Raw genomic sequence first — 12,813 nt, forward strand, 5'->3', positions numbered from 1 at the left:
GCGTCATGCGCCTTGCGAGACCTCGTCAGCGCCAGACAAATTCAGCGAAATAGGCTCGATGTGCGCGGCTTTCAAATACTCGGACACGGAGGCATGCCCCTCGTGGCCAGCCAGCAGCACCTCTGATTGCGCTTGCGCCACCAGCTCCTCGATCAGCGTGTTCAGGCGCGTCTGCAACTGCAGCACGCGCTCGTCTTGCGCCTGCACCTCTTGCAGGCGGGTGTCCAGCTCATTGGACGCCGACTGGATGCGGTCGAGCGATTCATAGCGGCGCTTGAAATTGCGGCGGCGCTCGCGCAGTTGGCTATCGACCTGGGCCGACGCCGTCTTGTTCCACAGTTCGATGTCGTTGCTGACGGTTTCGAACACCACGCGCAGGCGCGAGATCAGCATGCGGCGGAACTGCTCCTGGAAGCCCGGCTGGGCCAGGCGGAAGGCCTGACTCAAACCCAGGTACTGCACGTAATTGCGCTCGATCAGGGTCAGGTCGTCGGTGTACTTGCGAACATCCAGCTGTTGTTCGGCCAGCAAGCTGAAGCCGAATTCGGCATTGAGCTTGGCGAACGAGGCCACCAGCATCGAATGGGTTTCGTCGTTGCGCTGCTGGGCCTGCTCGATCAGCAAACGCAAGCGCCCGCACAAATCCACAAAAGCCTTTTTGGCGCCCAAGGGCAGCCATGAGCCACCCAGCACCTGCCCCAGCACATCGACTTCCTTGCGCAAACGGTCGGACGACAAATCATGCAAGGCGGCCTTCAGCATGCGCGAATGCACGCTGCGCATGGCCGACAAACGGGCGGTGCATTGCTCAAATTCGGTGGCTTCGGCCTGCACTCGCTGCAGCATCAACTGAACCTTGCCGGTGCTCTTGCCGCGCAGGCCGCGCAGCTCCAACAACTGCTCGGCATGCTGGCGGCGCAATTCGCCAAACCGCCGCCCCAATTGCGATTGGAACTGGCGCGCACCATCGATGGCCGAATCGGCCAGCATCTGACGGCGCTTGGGCAACAGGCCTTCTGACAAAGCGGTCTCGAACGACTCCAGGCGGCTGGCGCGCAGGCCGGCGGCATCACCACCCAGTCGGGCCGCCAAGGCTTGACGGGCCGAAATCGGGAACACGTGCTCGGGCGGGATTTCCAGCGTCTGGGCCACGCTGGCGCATTGGCGGGTGATCACGTCTTCCACCTGCTGAGGCGTGCTCAGCGGATCAGACAGCGAGTCGATCTTGTTCAGCGCCACGAAGCGGGCCAGCGCCGGGCCACACAGGTGGTCGCGCCAGATGCTCAGGTCGGATTTGGTGACTCCCGTGTCCGCACCCAATATGAAGACCGTGGCATGCGCCTGCGGCAGCAGCCCCAGCGTCAATTCAGGTTCAGTGCCGATGGCGTTCAGGCCAGGCGTGTCCAGCACCACCAGCCCGCGTTTGAGCAAAGGGTGCGGCAAATTGATGCGGGCATGGCGCCACACCGGCACCTCGACCTTGTCGCCGTCTTGCAAAGGGGGATTGTCTTCAACGCGCTCGTCGTCCCAGAAGCCCAGCAGCCTGGCTTCTTCCTTGCTCACCAGGCGCGTGCGCACAACCTCGCCCAGGGCATGCGCCATGCCATCGGGGTTGCTCAAATCCAGCGCGATGTGGGTCCAGGCTTGCGGCTGAAGCCGGAACTCGGCCAGCGAAGCAGCTTGCAGGCGGGTGTCGATCGGCAGCAGGGACAAGCCCACCGGGTCGGCCGCGTCGTAGCCCAGTTCTACCGGGCACATGGTGGTGCGGCCAGCCGAAGCCGGCATCATGCGCCGCCCCTTGTCAGAGAAGAAGATGGCGTTGATCAGCTCGGATTTGCCGCGCGAGAACTCGGCCACGAAGGCCACCATGAGTTTCTCGCCGGACAGGCGATGCCGCATGGCCTCGAACCATTCCGCCGACGCCTCATTGAGCAAATCCTGCTCACGCGCAAAGCGCGCCAAGTCAGCAAGCTTGGCGTCAGTGGCAACGCGCCACTGCCCCAGGGCATCCAGGTTACTGGCGAAGGTAGGCATCATGGGAAGATATCCTAGCGCAAGGCCAGCAATGTAAAGTGGTGAAAAGGACGCCTGTAACCGCGCCTTACTATTTTTTCTGGCAAACCGGGCAAAAGAACGTGGAGCGTTGTCCCTGGACCAGACGGCGCACCAGCGTTGCACAGGTCCGGCAGGGCTCGCCTTCTCGGCCATAAACACGGGTGCTAAGCTGAAAGTGCCCTTGGCTGCCATAGGCATCCTTGAAGTCGCGCAGGCTGGAGCCACCCATCGCCAGCGCCTGACGCAACACCTCCTGCACTGCCAGCACCAACCGATCACAGCGGGGCCGACTGAGCCGACCAGCCGCCAGTTGAGGGGCAATGCCCGCCATGAACAATGCCTCGCAAGCGTAGATATTGCCCGCCCCCACCACGATGTCGCCCGCCAGCAAAGCCTGCTTGATCGACACCTTGCGACCTTTCAGGCGCTCGTGCAGGTAGGCCCCCGTCATGGCCGCGTCAAAAGGCTCCAGCCCCAGACCGGCCAGCAGACGTGCAGGCAACCCTGAGCTCATGGAAGCGCCCCACACCACCGCCCCAAACCGACGCGGATCGGTCAGCCGCAGCAAACCCTCCGTGGTATCCAACTCGAAGTGATCATGGGGGCCCGATGGCGCCAGCGACTTGGCAAAAGTCAAGGCGCCCGACATGCCCAGGTGCACCAGCAAGCCTTCGGGCGGGCTTTCGGCAGGAGCGCCGGCCAGGCTCAACGGCACCCACAAATATTTACCTCGGCGCAACACGGGCCCAACAGTGGCCCCGTCCAATCGACCGGGATCACAGCCCAGGGGCCAACGCAGTGGTTTGCCCATGCGCAAGGACAAAACCTGGGCACCCAGAATTCGAGACGCAAAACTCTGGCGGGTGACTTCAACCTCGGGCAATTCAGGCATGGGCCGCATTATCGGTGCCGTATCAATAGAATGGCCACCAACACGGAGAGTTCATGCCTGCACTGACTGCCCCCAAGCGCCCCCATTCTTTGAAAGCCCTCAGCCAGGCCCTGGCCTTGAGCGGGGTGTTGCTGGGCGGGCATAATCTAGTCTGGGCGGCAGATGCCGCCGCCGCCGCAGAAGCCGAGCCCGCGCCCGCATTTCAGAACTCGCGCATGGACGGGGCCTTGTTCTACCAAACGCTGGTGAGCGAGGTCCAGGCACGCAGCGGCAACGTCGGGGCGGCCTATCAGATCTACCTGGAACTGGCGCGCAAACACCGTAATCCGGAGCTCTTCAAACGCGCGGTCGAGATCGCCCTTCAAGCCCGCGCGGGTGAAGAGGCCCTGACCGCGGCCAAAGCCTGGCGTCAGGCCTCACCACAATCCAAAGAGGCGGCCGAGTTCAACGTGCAGATTTTGCTGGCGCTGGGCCGAAGCAAAGAGCTGGTCGATCCGCTCAAATCACTCATCCAGCTCAGCCCCACCCCGCAGCAACCAGTGATGATTGCCTCGCTGCCCCGCTCGCTGGCCCGATTGCCCGACCGCCAGGCAGCCGCGCAAGTCATTGACGAGGTCACCCAACCATGGCGCCAGCGCCAGCCCGCGCTGGCCGAAGCCTGGGTGGCCAGTGGCGAAGGCTGGCTGGCCGCCAAGGACACCACCAAAGCGCTGGAAGCCGCCAAAAAAGCCAAGGCGCTGCAGCCTCAAAGCCTGGGAGCCGGCTTGCTGGCCATCAACCTGATGGAAGAAGCCCCTGGCGCCGAAGACCTGATCCGCCAGCAACTCGAGCGCAGCGATGCCCCCAAGCTGCTGCGCTTGGCCTACGCTCGCAAGTTGGCCGGATTGCAGCGCATGAACGAGGCCGCCGAGCAACTGGACACCGTGGTCCAGGCCCAGCCTGATCAGATCAGTGCCTGGTTGACCCTGGCAGCGGTGCGCCTGGAGCTACGCCAGCCTGACCAGGCCGAGGTGGCCCTGCAGCATTTCCTGGCACTGAAGAAACAAGCGCCCGACAAGCCGGCCAATGTGGAGTCCAAAATCGGTGCGCTTGACCAGGTTCAGATGGCCGTGGACGCCGACACCAGCGAAGAGCAGGCCTTCACCCTGCTGGCCCAGGTTGAAGAGCAGCGCGGCAACTGGCAAGCCGCCCTGGAATGGCTGCAACGCGTTGAAAAATCCGAAGACAGCCTGCTCATCCAGAGCCAACGTGCCAAGTTGATGGCCCGGCAAGGCAAATTGGCCGAGGGCCGCGCCTTGATCCGCGCCATGCCTGAAAGCGAACCGCGCGATGCCCTGGCCAAATTGCAAGCCGAAACGCAACTGCTGCGCGACCTCAATGAATGGGACGCCGCTTACAGCGTGATGGCCGAAGCCAATCAGCGCTTCCCGGACGATGCCGACCTGATCTACGAGCAGGCCATGCTGGCCGAGCACCTGCAAAAGTACGACGAGATGGAAAAAATGTTGCGGCGCGCCATCGAGCTCAAACCCGACAATGCCAACTCGTACAACGCCCTGGGCTACAGCCTGGCCGACCGCAATCTGCGCCTGGATGAAGCCCGAGCCCTGATCACCAAGGCACTTGAACTGCGCCCTGGCGACCCCTTCATCACCGACAGCCTGGGCTGGCTGGAGTTCCGCAGCGGCCGGATCGCCGAGGCCCTGATACTGCTGCGCCAAGCCTATCAAGCGCGCCCCGACGCTGAAATCGCCGCCCACCTGGGCGAGGTGATGTGGGCGCAGGGTGAACGCGACGAAGCCATCAAAGTCTGGCGCAAGGCCCAGGCACGCGACGTCAAGAACGAATCCTTGCTCGACACCATCAGGCGCCTGCAAGTTCAGCTGTGATCCCAACACGCGCTTGGATCGCTGCTGCGCTGCTGGCCTGCCTGAGCGCTTGCTCACAGTTCCCAGGGCATCCGTCCAACGCCGAGCCACAGACGGCGGCAGCGGGCCAATTGGCCTTGCAAGGCCAACTCAGCGTCAAGCTGCAGGCATTTCAAGGCCAGGCCGCCAAAGGCCTCAGCATGGGCTTCTTCTTCAATGGTGGACCGCAAGGCGGCCAACTGGACCTGATGACCCCCCTGGGCAGCCAGGTGGCCCGCGTGCACTGGACCGACGCGGAAGCCTGGCTGCAGACCGACCAGGGCAACCGGCACTTCGACACCCTGGGCGAACTCAGCCAGGAGGTGCTGGGGGAACCCCTGCCTTTGGCCGCCTTGATGCAATGGGTGCAAGGCCAGCCGGCCCCCGACCTGCCCGCCCCCACCAACACCCTGCCCCAGTCGTTCGAACAAAGCGGCTGGCAAATCGACACCACCGACATCGGCATCGGACGGCTCGTCGCCCAGCGCCCCGCCAGCATCGCCTTGCGCGGCATCACGGTTCGCATCAGGCTCGACCGCTGACACCACACCATGCCCAGCCTGCACAACTTGGCCGCCCCCGCCAAACTCAACCTGTTCCTGCACATCACGGGCCGGCGTGACGATGGCTACCACCTGCTGCAGTCGGTGTTTGTGTTGATTGACTGGGCCGACACCCTGCACATCGATGCACGTGACGATGGCCAATTGCACCGGCACGACCTGGGCCCGGCCCTGCCTGCCGATGACCTCTGCTTGCGTGCCGCACGCCTGCTCCGAAAGGAAAGCGGCACCTCGCAAGGCGCCGACATCCGCATCGACAAGCAGGTGCCCTGGGGCGCCGGCATGGGCGGCGGCAGCTCCGACGCGGCCACCGTGCTGCTGGCATTGAACCAACTGTGGGGCCTGAACTGGAGCCGCGATCGCCTGGCCAAGCTGGCGGTTCAACTGGGCGCCGACGTGCCTTTTTTCATCCACGGCCACAACGCCTGGGTTGAAGGCATCGGCGAGCAGATCATGCCCATCGCCCTGCCCTCTGAGGTGGTCAATACGCCTTTGGCGGTCCTGAAACCCCCTGTGGCCGTGCCAACACAGGCCATTTTTGCCAGCCCTCACCTTTCCCGCCACACCGCAGCTGCTACAATACCGCTCTTTCTTGCAGCGCCTAAGTGCTTTGGCCGCAACGACTTGCAAGCTCCCGCAGAGCACTACAGCAGTCAGATCAGCCAAGCACTTGAGATCATGCAAGGCCGCTTCGGCAACAGCCGAATGACGGGTTCCGGCAGCGCGGTGTTCTCCTGGTTGGAGGCGCCCGACGCAAACCAGTCATTCGCACCCGCCGATGTCGCTTTGGATGATCCCAAATGGGCCGGACGCCTCTGTCGCGTTCTGGGTCGTCACCCGCTGTTTGATGTTTTGACCTGATTTTTTCAACGTCATGCACAAACAGCGAAAAAGAACCCAGGAACTTGCAGCAGTGGCAAAAAACCGGCTATAATTTGAGGCTTCTCGAATGAGAGAACAAGCTACCGGTTTCGGTTCTCATTGAGCACCGGATCCCGTGTAGGGGAGTCGCCAAGTTGGTTAAGGCATCGGATTTTGATTCCGACATGCGAAGGTTCGAATCCTTCTTCCCCTGCCAAAGTTTTTCAAGCACGTTCTCAGTAACGCACGCACATTGCCCGCCACCGCCGCCTGCCACTGACCAGTTCAGGGGCGCCGATCAAGGGCAAGGCGTATGGGCAAGATGCAATTACACCGCCATCTGCCGCCCATGCTATCCGACACCGTACTGTTCACTGGCAACTCTAATCCGGCGCTTGCCCAAGAAATCGCCTCGCACCTCGGTGCCGAACTTGGCAAGGCCGCCGTTGGCAGTTTTTCGGATGGTGAAACCACGGTCGAGATCCAGCAAAATGTGCGTGGCCGCGAAGTCTTCGTGGTGCAATCCACCTGCGCCCCGACCAACGACCACCTGATGGAGTTGTGCATCATGGTTGACGCGCTCAAGCGCGCCTCGGCCCAGCGCATCACCGCCGTCATTCCTTACTACGGCTACGCCCGCCAGGACCGCCGCCCGCGCTCAACCCGCGTGGCCATCTCGGCCCGCGTCGTGGCCAACATGCTGGAAGCCGTCGGCGTCAACCGCCTGTTGACCATGGACCTGCACGCCGACCAGATCCAGGGCTTCTTCAACATCCCGGTCGACAACATCTACGCGTCGCCTGTGCTGCTGTCCGACCTGCAGTCCAAGGGTTACGAAGACCTGGTCGTGGTGTCGCCCGACGTGGGCGGCGTGGTCCGCGCCCGCGCGCTGGCCAAGCAACTGGGTTGCGACCTGGCCATCATCGACAAGCGCCGTCCCAAGGCCAATGTGTCCGAAGTGATGCATGTCATCGGCGAAATCGATGGCCGCAACTGCGTGATCATGGACGACATGATCGACACCGCCGGCACCCTGGTCAAAGCGGCTGAAGTGCTGAAAGAACGCGGCGCCAAAAACGTCTACGCGTATTGTACGCACCCCGTGTTCTCGGGCCAGGCCATCGAACGCATCAAGAATTCGCAGCTCGACGAAGTCGTCATTGCCAACACCATTCCTTTGAATGATGCCGGCAAGGAGTGCAAGAAGATCCGCCAGCTGTCGGCCGCCTTCCTGTTCGCCGAAACGATTCGTCGCATCTCCGACGGTGACTCCGTCACCTCGCTCTTCTCGGAGCAGAACAACAACTTCTGATCCGATTTTCCTGACCGTTGAGGGCGCAAGCTCGGAGGCGGTCTTTTCCAAAAGCGCCTGGTCGCGGGCGCTTTATTCCAAACTGGAGTTATCCATGAAATTCACCGCTTTTGAGCGCAGTCTGCAGGGGACCGGAGCGAGCCGCCGCCTGCGTCTCGTCGGCAAAGTTCCTGGCATCGTTTACGGTGCTGGCGAAGCCACCACGATCGAAGTCGATCACAACGCGCTGTACCACGCCATGCGCAAGGAAGCCTTCCACTCGTCCATCCTCGAGATGGAACTGGCTGGCAACGTGCAAAAGGTTTTGCTGCGTGATTACCAGCTGCACCCCTACAAGCAACAAGTGCTGCACGTGGACTTCCAACGTGTTGATGCCACCACGCGCATCCACAAAAAGATCCCCCTGCACTTCATCAACGAAGCTGATGCACCTGCGGTCAAGATTGACAAGTGCACCATCACGCACGTGGTGAGCGAGCTTGAAGTGGAATGCCTGGCCGAGCAATTGCCTGAGCACTTGACCATCGACCTGGCCGCCATGGTCAAGGGTCAAACGCTGCACCTGGACGACGTCGACTTCGGCGCTGGCATCAAGGTGCTGACCCATGGCCGCAAGAACCCTGCGATCGCCACCGTGGTCGAACCCGTCGCGGAAGAAGTCATCGTCGCCCCTGTGGCCGCGGCTGAACCCGTCAAGGGCAAGAAGGGCAAGAAGTAATCTTCTTGATTTCTTGAGCGAACAGCCCCGTCAAGCCCCGCTTTGGCGGGGCTTTTCTTTTGGACCAGCACCATTCATCATCGCAACCCATCATGATTCGACTGTTTGTTGGCCTGGGCAACCCCGGCCCTGAATACGAAGACACCCGCCACAACGCCGGGTTCTGGTGGATCGACTCGTTGGCGCGCCGCTTGAACGTCAATCTGGTGGCCGACCGCAGTTACCACGGCTTCGTGGCGCGCGCCAATTTGCCCGACGGGCCGGTGTGGCTGCTGCAACCGCAAACCTACATGAACGTGTCGGGCAAGTCGGTGGCGGCCTTGGCCAAGTTCTTCAAGATCCTGCCCAGCGAGATCCTGGTGGCTCATGACGAGCTCGATCTGCTGCCGGGCCAGGTCAAACTCAAAAACAGTGGCGGCCACGCGGGCCACAATGGCTTGCGCGACATCCACGCGCAATTGGGCTCGCCTGAGTACTGGCGGCTTCGCCTGGGCATCGGCCACCCCGGCATCAAAACCGAGGTGGCGGCCTATGTGCTGCGCAAACCGCCACAAGCCGAGCGCCAGGCCATCGACAAATGCATCGACCAGGCTCTGGGCGCCACTGAGGCATTCCTTGCAGGAGACATGCCCAAAGCCACCTTGCTGGTGCATGCCCAGCCGCCCAGGCCCAAGCCACCAAGGCCGCCGACAGCGCCACCACCAGCGAGCGAGCCCAAGCCCGACTGAGCCATCCAGAACATCATCAAAAAACAGGGAGAAAAACACATGCTCAAAAACACGAGCCCTTCATGCCGGGGACGCCACTGGCCCTCGTTGCTGGCAGCCGCGCTGTGGCTGGCGGGCACATGCGCCCAAGCCACGACCACCTACCGTTGTGAGTTGCCCACAGGAGTGCGCTATCAACATCAAGCCTGTGAGGGTGGACGCGCGGTGCATGTGTCAGATCAGCGCACCAAGGCGCAACAAGAGAACACCACGCAAGCAACTCAGACCACCGCGAAGCTGGGCAAACAACTGGAGCGCGAACGGCGGCGCCAGGAAAAAGCCTCCAGGGGCCAACAGCCCATTGCCATGGATGACCCCAATCGCCAACCCAAGTGGCCCAGCCCGCCAACGCCAGGTCAAACCTTGAAGCGCGAACACCCCTTCACTGCCAAAGTGCCCAAGGACAAGGGCAGTTCGGCCAAATCAAGTTGAAGGATTGGACGAGGCCTTGGCTTGTGCCGCCAGGCCTTGCAGGAGCTTGTACTTCGCCATCAACTGCTCGGCCGACTCGGTGTAGAGCGGATCGACTGGAATGCATTCCACTGGGCAGACCTGCACACATTGGGGTTCGCCAAAGTGGCCGACGCACTCGGTGCAGCGTGCAGGGTCGATCACATAAATCGATTCGCCCATCGAAATGGCCTGGTTCGGGCACTCCGGTTCACAAACATCGCAATTGATGCATTCGTCGGTGATTTTCAGGGCCATGGCTTAGGGGCCTCTCATGCGCCGATTTGCTGCGAGGCCACCACGCGGGCCTTGAGTCGCTCCAGGACGCTGGGCGCGACAAACTTGGACACGTCACCACCCAACATCGCGATCTCGCGCACGAAGGTGCCTGACACGAACTGGTATTGATCGGATGGCGTGAGGAACAGCGTTTCCACGTCGGGCATCAACTGGCGGTTCATGCCGGCCATCTGGAATTCGTATTCAAAGTCGCTGACGGCGCGCAAGCCTCGCACCACCACCTTGCCATCGTGGCCGACCACGAAGTCGCGCAGCAGGCCAGCAAAGGCAATCACCTCGACGTTGGGATGTTTGGACGCCAATTCTTGTGCCATGGACAGGCGCTCTTCGACGCTGAACAGGGTGCGCTTGTGGTGCCCCGCCGCAACCGCCACGATGAGCCGATCGAACAAGCGGGCCGCGCGACGCATCAGGTCGGCATGACCCAGCGTCATGGGGTCGAAGGTGCCTGGGTAAACAGCGGTCAGGGGCGAAGTTGAAGGCATCGGCGCGGTCAATGTCAGAACCAAAGATTGCCAGTTTAGTCGCCAGCCGCTGGCCGCGACACGCCCAGGCCACCTTCCACACGCTGAAAAAGGTGATAGTGCACCACACCGGCACGGCCTTGACGGTGAACGCGCAAGCCTGGCACCGCACCCGCCGGGTCCGTGGCGTCTGAAAACGCTTCGGGCGCTTCCAGGTAAATCCAGCCGCCTTCGGGCACACAGCGGCAGGCGGCCAGCAAGGCGGGCTCGAACAGGCCGGCGTCAAACGGCGGGTCCAGCAAGACCAGGTCAAAGCCGGGCACCGTGTCTACGATCCGACCCATCCAGGTCAACGCATCCGCTTGCACGATCTGCACCTGGGTGGCGGCCAGCTTGGCCTGAGTGGCGCGCAGCGACTTGACCAGCACGGGCTCCCGCTCCAGCAGGCACACCGATTCGGCACCCCGAGAGGCCGCCTCAAAACCCAAGGCGCCGGTGCCAGCAAAGGCGTCCAGCACGCGCCAGCCGGACAGATCCTGGCCCAGCCAGTTGAACAAGGTCTCGCGCACGCGGTTGGGCGTGGGGCGCAAACCAGCGACCACTGGCACGACCAATGGGGTGCGCTTCCAGCGCCCACCAATCAAGCGCACCTCTTGGGCAGCATGGGCCGCGACCTTTTCAACCGCTTTTTGAGCCGCGGCAGACTTGCTGGATGGCGTTTGACCGGGTGGGGCTGTGCGGGCGGAACGAGGTGGCTTCATCAAAAAGAGGTCCGTGGGAAAGCCCCGATTGTAGAAACCCCCGCCCTACAATCCCAGCATGTTCAGTTTCATCAAGAAAAAGCTGGGCCTGGGCGGCAGCCCCGCGCCAGCAGACCCACCGGCCACCCCGCCTCCCGAGACACGCACTGCGCCCGCATCCGCGCCCGCAAGCGCCCCTGTGGCGGCGGCCACAAAGGCCCCAGCGCCCTCGGTGCCCATGACCCCCACCATGGCTGCGCCTGCACCCATCCAGCCCGCCCCGGAACCCGTGGCGGAGCGACGCTCGTGGATGGACAAGCTCAAAGCGGGCTTGCGCAAGACCAGTTCCAGCATTTCACAGGTCTTCACGGGCACGCAGATTGACGATGCGCTGTACGAAGAGCTTGAAGCCGCTTTGCTGATGGCCGATGCCGGCGTGGCCGCGACCGAGCATTTGCTGGACGACCTCAAGCGCCGCGTGAAAGAGGCCAAGGCCAGCGATCCAGCGGCCGTGAAGTTTTTGCTGATCGATGCCATCACCGAACTGCTCAAGCCGCTGGAGCAATCGCTGGCCGTGGGTCAACACACCCCCACCGTGATCATGGTGGCGGGGGTGAATGGCGCCGGCAAGACGACCACCATTGGCAAACTCACCCGCCACCTCAGCGACTCCAACCAGCGCGTGCTGCTGGCCGCCGCCGACACCTTCCGCGCCGCCGCGCGCGAACAGTTGTTGGTGTGGGCAGACCGCAATCGCGTGGACATCGTCAGCCAGGACAATGGCGATCCTGCTGCCGTGACCTTCGATGCCGTGCAGGCAGGCCGGGCCCGAGGGTGTGACGTCGTGATCGCCGACACGGCCGGGCGTCTGGCCACCCAGATCCACCTGATGGACGAATTGCGCAAGGTCAAACGCGTGATCGGCAAGGCCATGGACGGTGCACCCCACGAGGTCCTGCTCGTGGTGGATGGCAACACCGGGCAAAACGCCCTCTCGCAGGTCAAGGCTTTTGACGAGGCGCTGGGCCTGACAGGCCTGGTGGTGACCAAGCTGGACGGCACGGCCAAGGGCGGTGTGCTCGCCGCCATTGCCTTGTGGTCACGCGGCCGCGCAGGCGGGGCGGTGCCGGTGTACTTCGTGGGTGTCGGTGAAAAGCTGGAAGACCTGCAGACCTTCAACGCACGCGAGTTCGCTCAGGCGCTGTTGACCTGAGCCTGACAACGCAGCACATCAATGCCGAGATGCGGCGGCCTCTTCCAATGGAACGGGGCCGGACTCCAGGTCATCAAACCAAGTCGATGGCGGCGGCTCTTTGCGCTCGGCTTCTTCGTCGGCAAAATCATCCGAGTTGAAATCGTTGTCGTCCTCATTGACCGACATGCCATGCATGACACCCGCCGATTGCATGGAAGCGACCACCGCCGCGGCTTCCGCACTGCGACGCGTCTGACTGTTGGTGCCCGCCGGCCGCTTGGGCATGGCCAAAGCGGCGCCCAGCACGGTCTCACGGGCCACGGCTGGCCCGGGCAATGACCCTTCCAGCCACACGTAGACCGGGATACCCGTGGCCGCCAGCACGCGATCCATGCGGGCATGGCGACGCACGGTGCGCGGTTTTTCTTGTTTGACCGGCTGGCGCAACTCGACCACGGCGATCACCTGGGACGAGTCGTCGCACACCACCAGATCAGCGCAAATGGAGCCCACGCGGCGCAACCACTCGCTGTAGGAGTTGCGGGTGGGCACGCGCAGAAACCTGGCCAGGGGCACCTGCGCCAACACC

General features: G+C 62.8%; 14 protein-coding genes and 1 tRNA gene. 9 read left to right on the top strand and 6 right to left on the bottom strand.

The genetic code is table 11. The annotated features are described in order from the left end of the window. Positions 1–3 precede the first annotated feature (3 nt). Positions 4–2,037 (bottom strand): dynamin family protein, encoded by a 2,034-nt coding sequence (locus tag H7225_RS08560; protein ID WP_290660807.1) that lies wholly within the window; start codon positions 2,035–2,037, stop codon positions 4–6. 67 nt (positions 2,038–2,104) lie between these two features. Continuing rightward, on the bottom strand, positions 2,105–2,947 hold the full coding sequence (gene mutM / locus H7225_RS08565; RefSeq protein ID WP_290660809.1) for a bifunctional DNA-formamidopyrimidine glycosylase/DNA-(apurinic or apyrimidinic site) lyase: 843 nt from the start codon (positions 2,945–2,947) through the stop codon (positions 2,105–2,107). 53 nt (positions 2,948–3,000) lie between these two features. Here mutM and H7225_RS08570 point away from each other — a divergent pair, with 53 nt between their 5' ends. The 8 genes from H7225_RS08570 (at position 3,001) to H7225_RS08605 (ending at position 9,507) form a co-directional block, all read left to right on the top strand. Then, positions 3,001–4,836, top strand: a complete 1,836-nt coding sequence (locus H7225_RS08570) for a tetratricopeptide repeat protein (protein WP_290660811.1) — start codon at positions 3,001–3,003, stop codon at positions 4,834–4,836. Continuing rightward, positions 4,833–5,396, top strand: coding sequence for an outer membrane lipoprotein LolB (locus tag H7225_RS08575; protein ID WP_290660813.1), 564 nt, complete (start codon positions 4,833–4,835; stop codon positions 5,394–5,396). Before H7225_RS08570 ends, H7225_RS08575 begins: the two co-directional genes overlap by 4 nt. Before the next feature lie 9 nt (positions 5,397–5,405). Then, positions 5,406–6,278, top strand: coding sequence for a 4-(cytidine 5'-diphospho)-2-C-methyl-D-erythritol kinase (gene ispE / locus H7225_RS08580; RefSeq protein WP_290660815.1), 873 nt, complete (start codon positions 5,406–5,408; stop codon positions 6,276–6,278). A gap of 140 nt (positions 6,279–6,418) precedes the next feature. Then, positions 6,419–6,495, top strand: a tRNA-Gln gene (locus H7225_RS08585). Positions 6,496–6,627: 132 nt separating this feature from the next. Further along, a complete protein-coding gene (locus H7225_RS08590; protein WP_290660817.1) occupies positions 6,628–7,590 on the top strand; it encodes a ribose-phosphate pyrophosphokinase in 963 nt (320 codons plus the stop codon). A gap of 94 nt (positions 7,591–7,684) precedes the next feature. Beyond that, positions 7,685–8,308: a 50S ribosomal protein L25/general stress protein Ctc gene (locus tag H7225_RS08595; RefSeq protein WP_290660819.1), complete on the top strand. Its 624-nt coding sequence runs from the start codon at positions 7,685–7,687 to the stop codon at positions 8,306–8,308. A gap of 92 nt (positions 8,309–8,400) precedes the next feature. Beyond that, on the top strand, positions 8,401–9,036 hold the full coding sequence (gene pth / locus H7225_RS08600; protein WP_290660821.1) for an aminoacyl-tRNA hydrolase: 636 nt from the start codon (positions 8,401–8,403) through the stop codon (positions 9,034–9,036). 39 nt (positions 9,037–9,075) lie between these two features. Beyond that, positions 9,076–9,507: a hypothetical protein gene (locus H7225_RS08605; RefSeq protein WP_290660823.1), complete on the top strand. Its 432-nt coding sequence runs from the start codon at positions 9,076–9,078 to the stop codon at positions 9,505–9,507. Here H7225_RS08605 and H7225_RS08610 read toward each other — a convergent pair. Genes H7225_RS08610 through rsmD form a run of 3 tightly spaced genes read right to left on the bottom strand, consistent with a single transcriptional unit; the run spans position 9,499 to position 11,050 of the window. Further along, positions 9,499–9,783, bottom strand: coding sequence for a YfhL family 4Fe-4S dicluster ferredoxin (locus tag H7225_RS08610; RefSeq protein ID WP_290660825.1), 285 nt, complete (start codon positions 9,781–9,783; stop codon positions 9,499–9,501). The two genes, H7225_RS08605 and H7225_RS08610, sit on opposite strands and share 9 nt — an antisense overlap. A 14-nt stretch (positions 9,784–9,797) precedes the next feature. Next, positions 9,798–10,310, bottom strand: coding sequence for a pantetheine-phosphate adenylyltransferase (coaD, locus tag H7225_RS08615; protein WP_290660827.1), 513 nt, complete (start codon positions 10,308–10,310; stop codon positions 9,798–9,800). A gap of 35 nt (positions 10,311–10,345) precedes the next feature. Next, positions 10,346–11,050, bottom strand: a complete 705-nt coding sequence (gene rsmD, locus H7225_RS08620) for a 16S rRNA (guanine(966)-N(2))-methyltransferase RsmD (protein ID WP_290660829.1) — start codon at positions 11,048–11,050, stop codon at positions 10,346–10,348. 58 nt (positions 11,051–11,108) lie between these two features. On the opposite strand from rsmD, the gene ftsY reads away from it, so the two are divergent. Beyond that, positions 11,109–12,242 (top strand): signal recognition particle-docking protein FtsY, encoded by a 1,134-nt coding sequence (gene ftsY / locus H7225_RS08625; RefSeq protein WP_290660831.1) that lies wholly within the window; start codon positions 11,109–11,111, stop codon positions 12,240–12,242. 18 nt (positions 12,243–12,260) lie between these two features. Here the strand turns inward: ftsY and H7225_RS08630 are convergent. Beyond that, on the bottom strand, positions 12,261–12,813 hold a 553-nt coding region (locus H7225_RS08630), incomplete at its 5' end, for a DUF2726 domain-containing protein (RefSeq protein ID WP_290660833.1).

It is taken from the genome of Aquabacterium sp. (assembly GCF_014378415.1).
In the GTDB taxonomy this organism is placed as follows: Bacteria; Pseudomonadota; Gammaproteobacteria; order Burkholderiales; family Burkholderiaceae_C; genus Aquabacterium.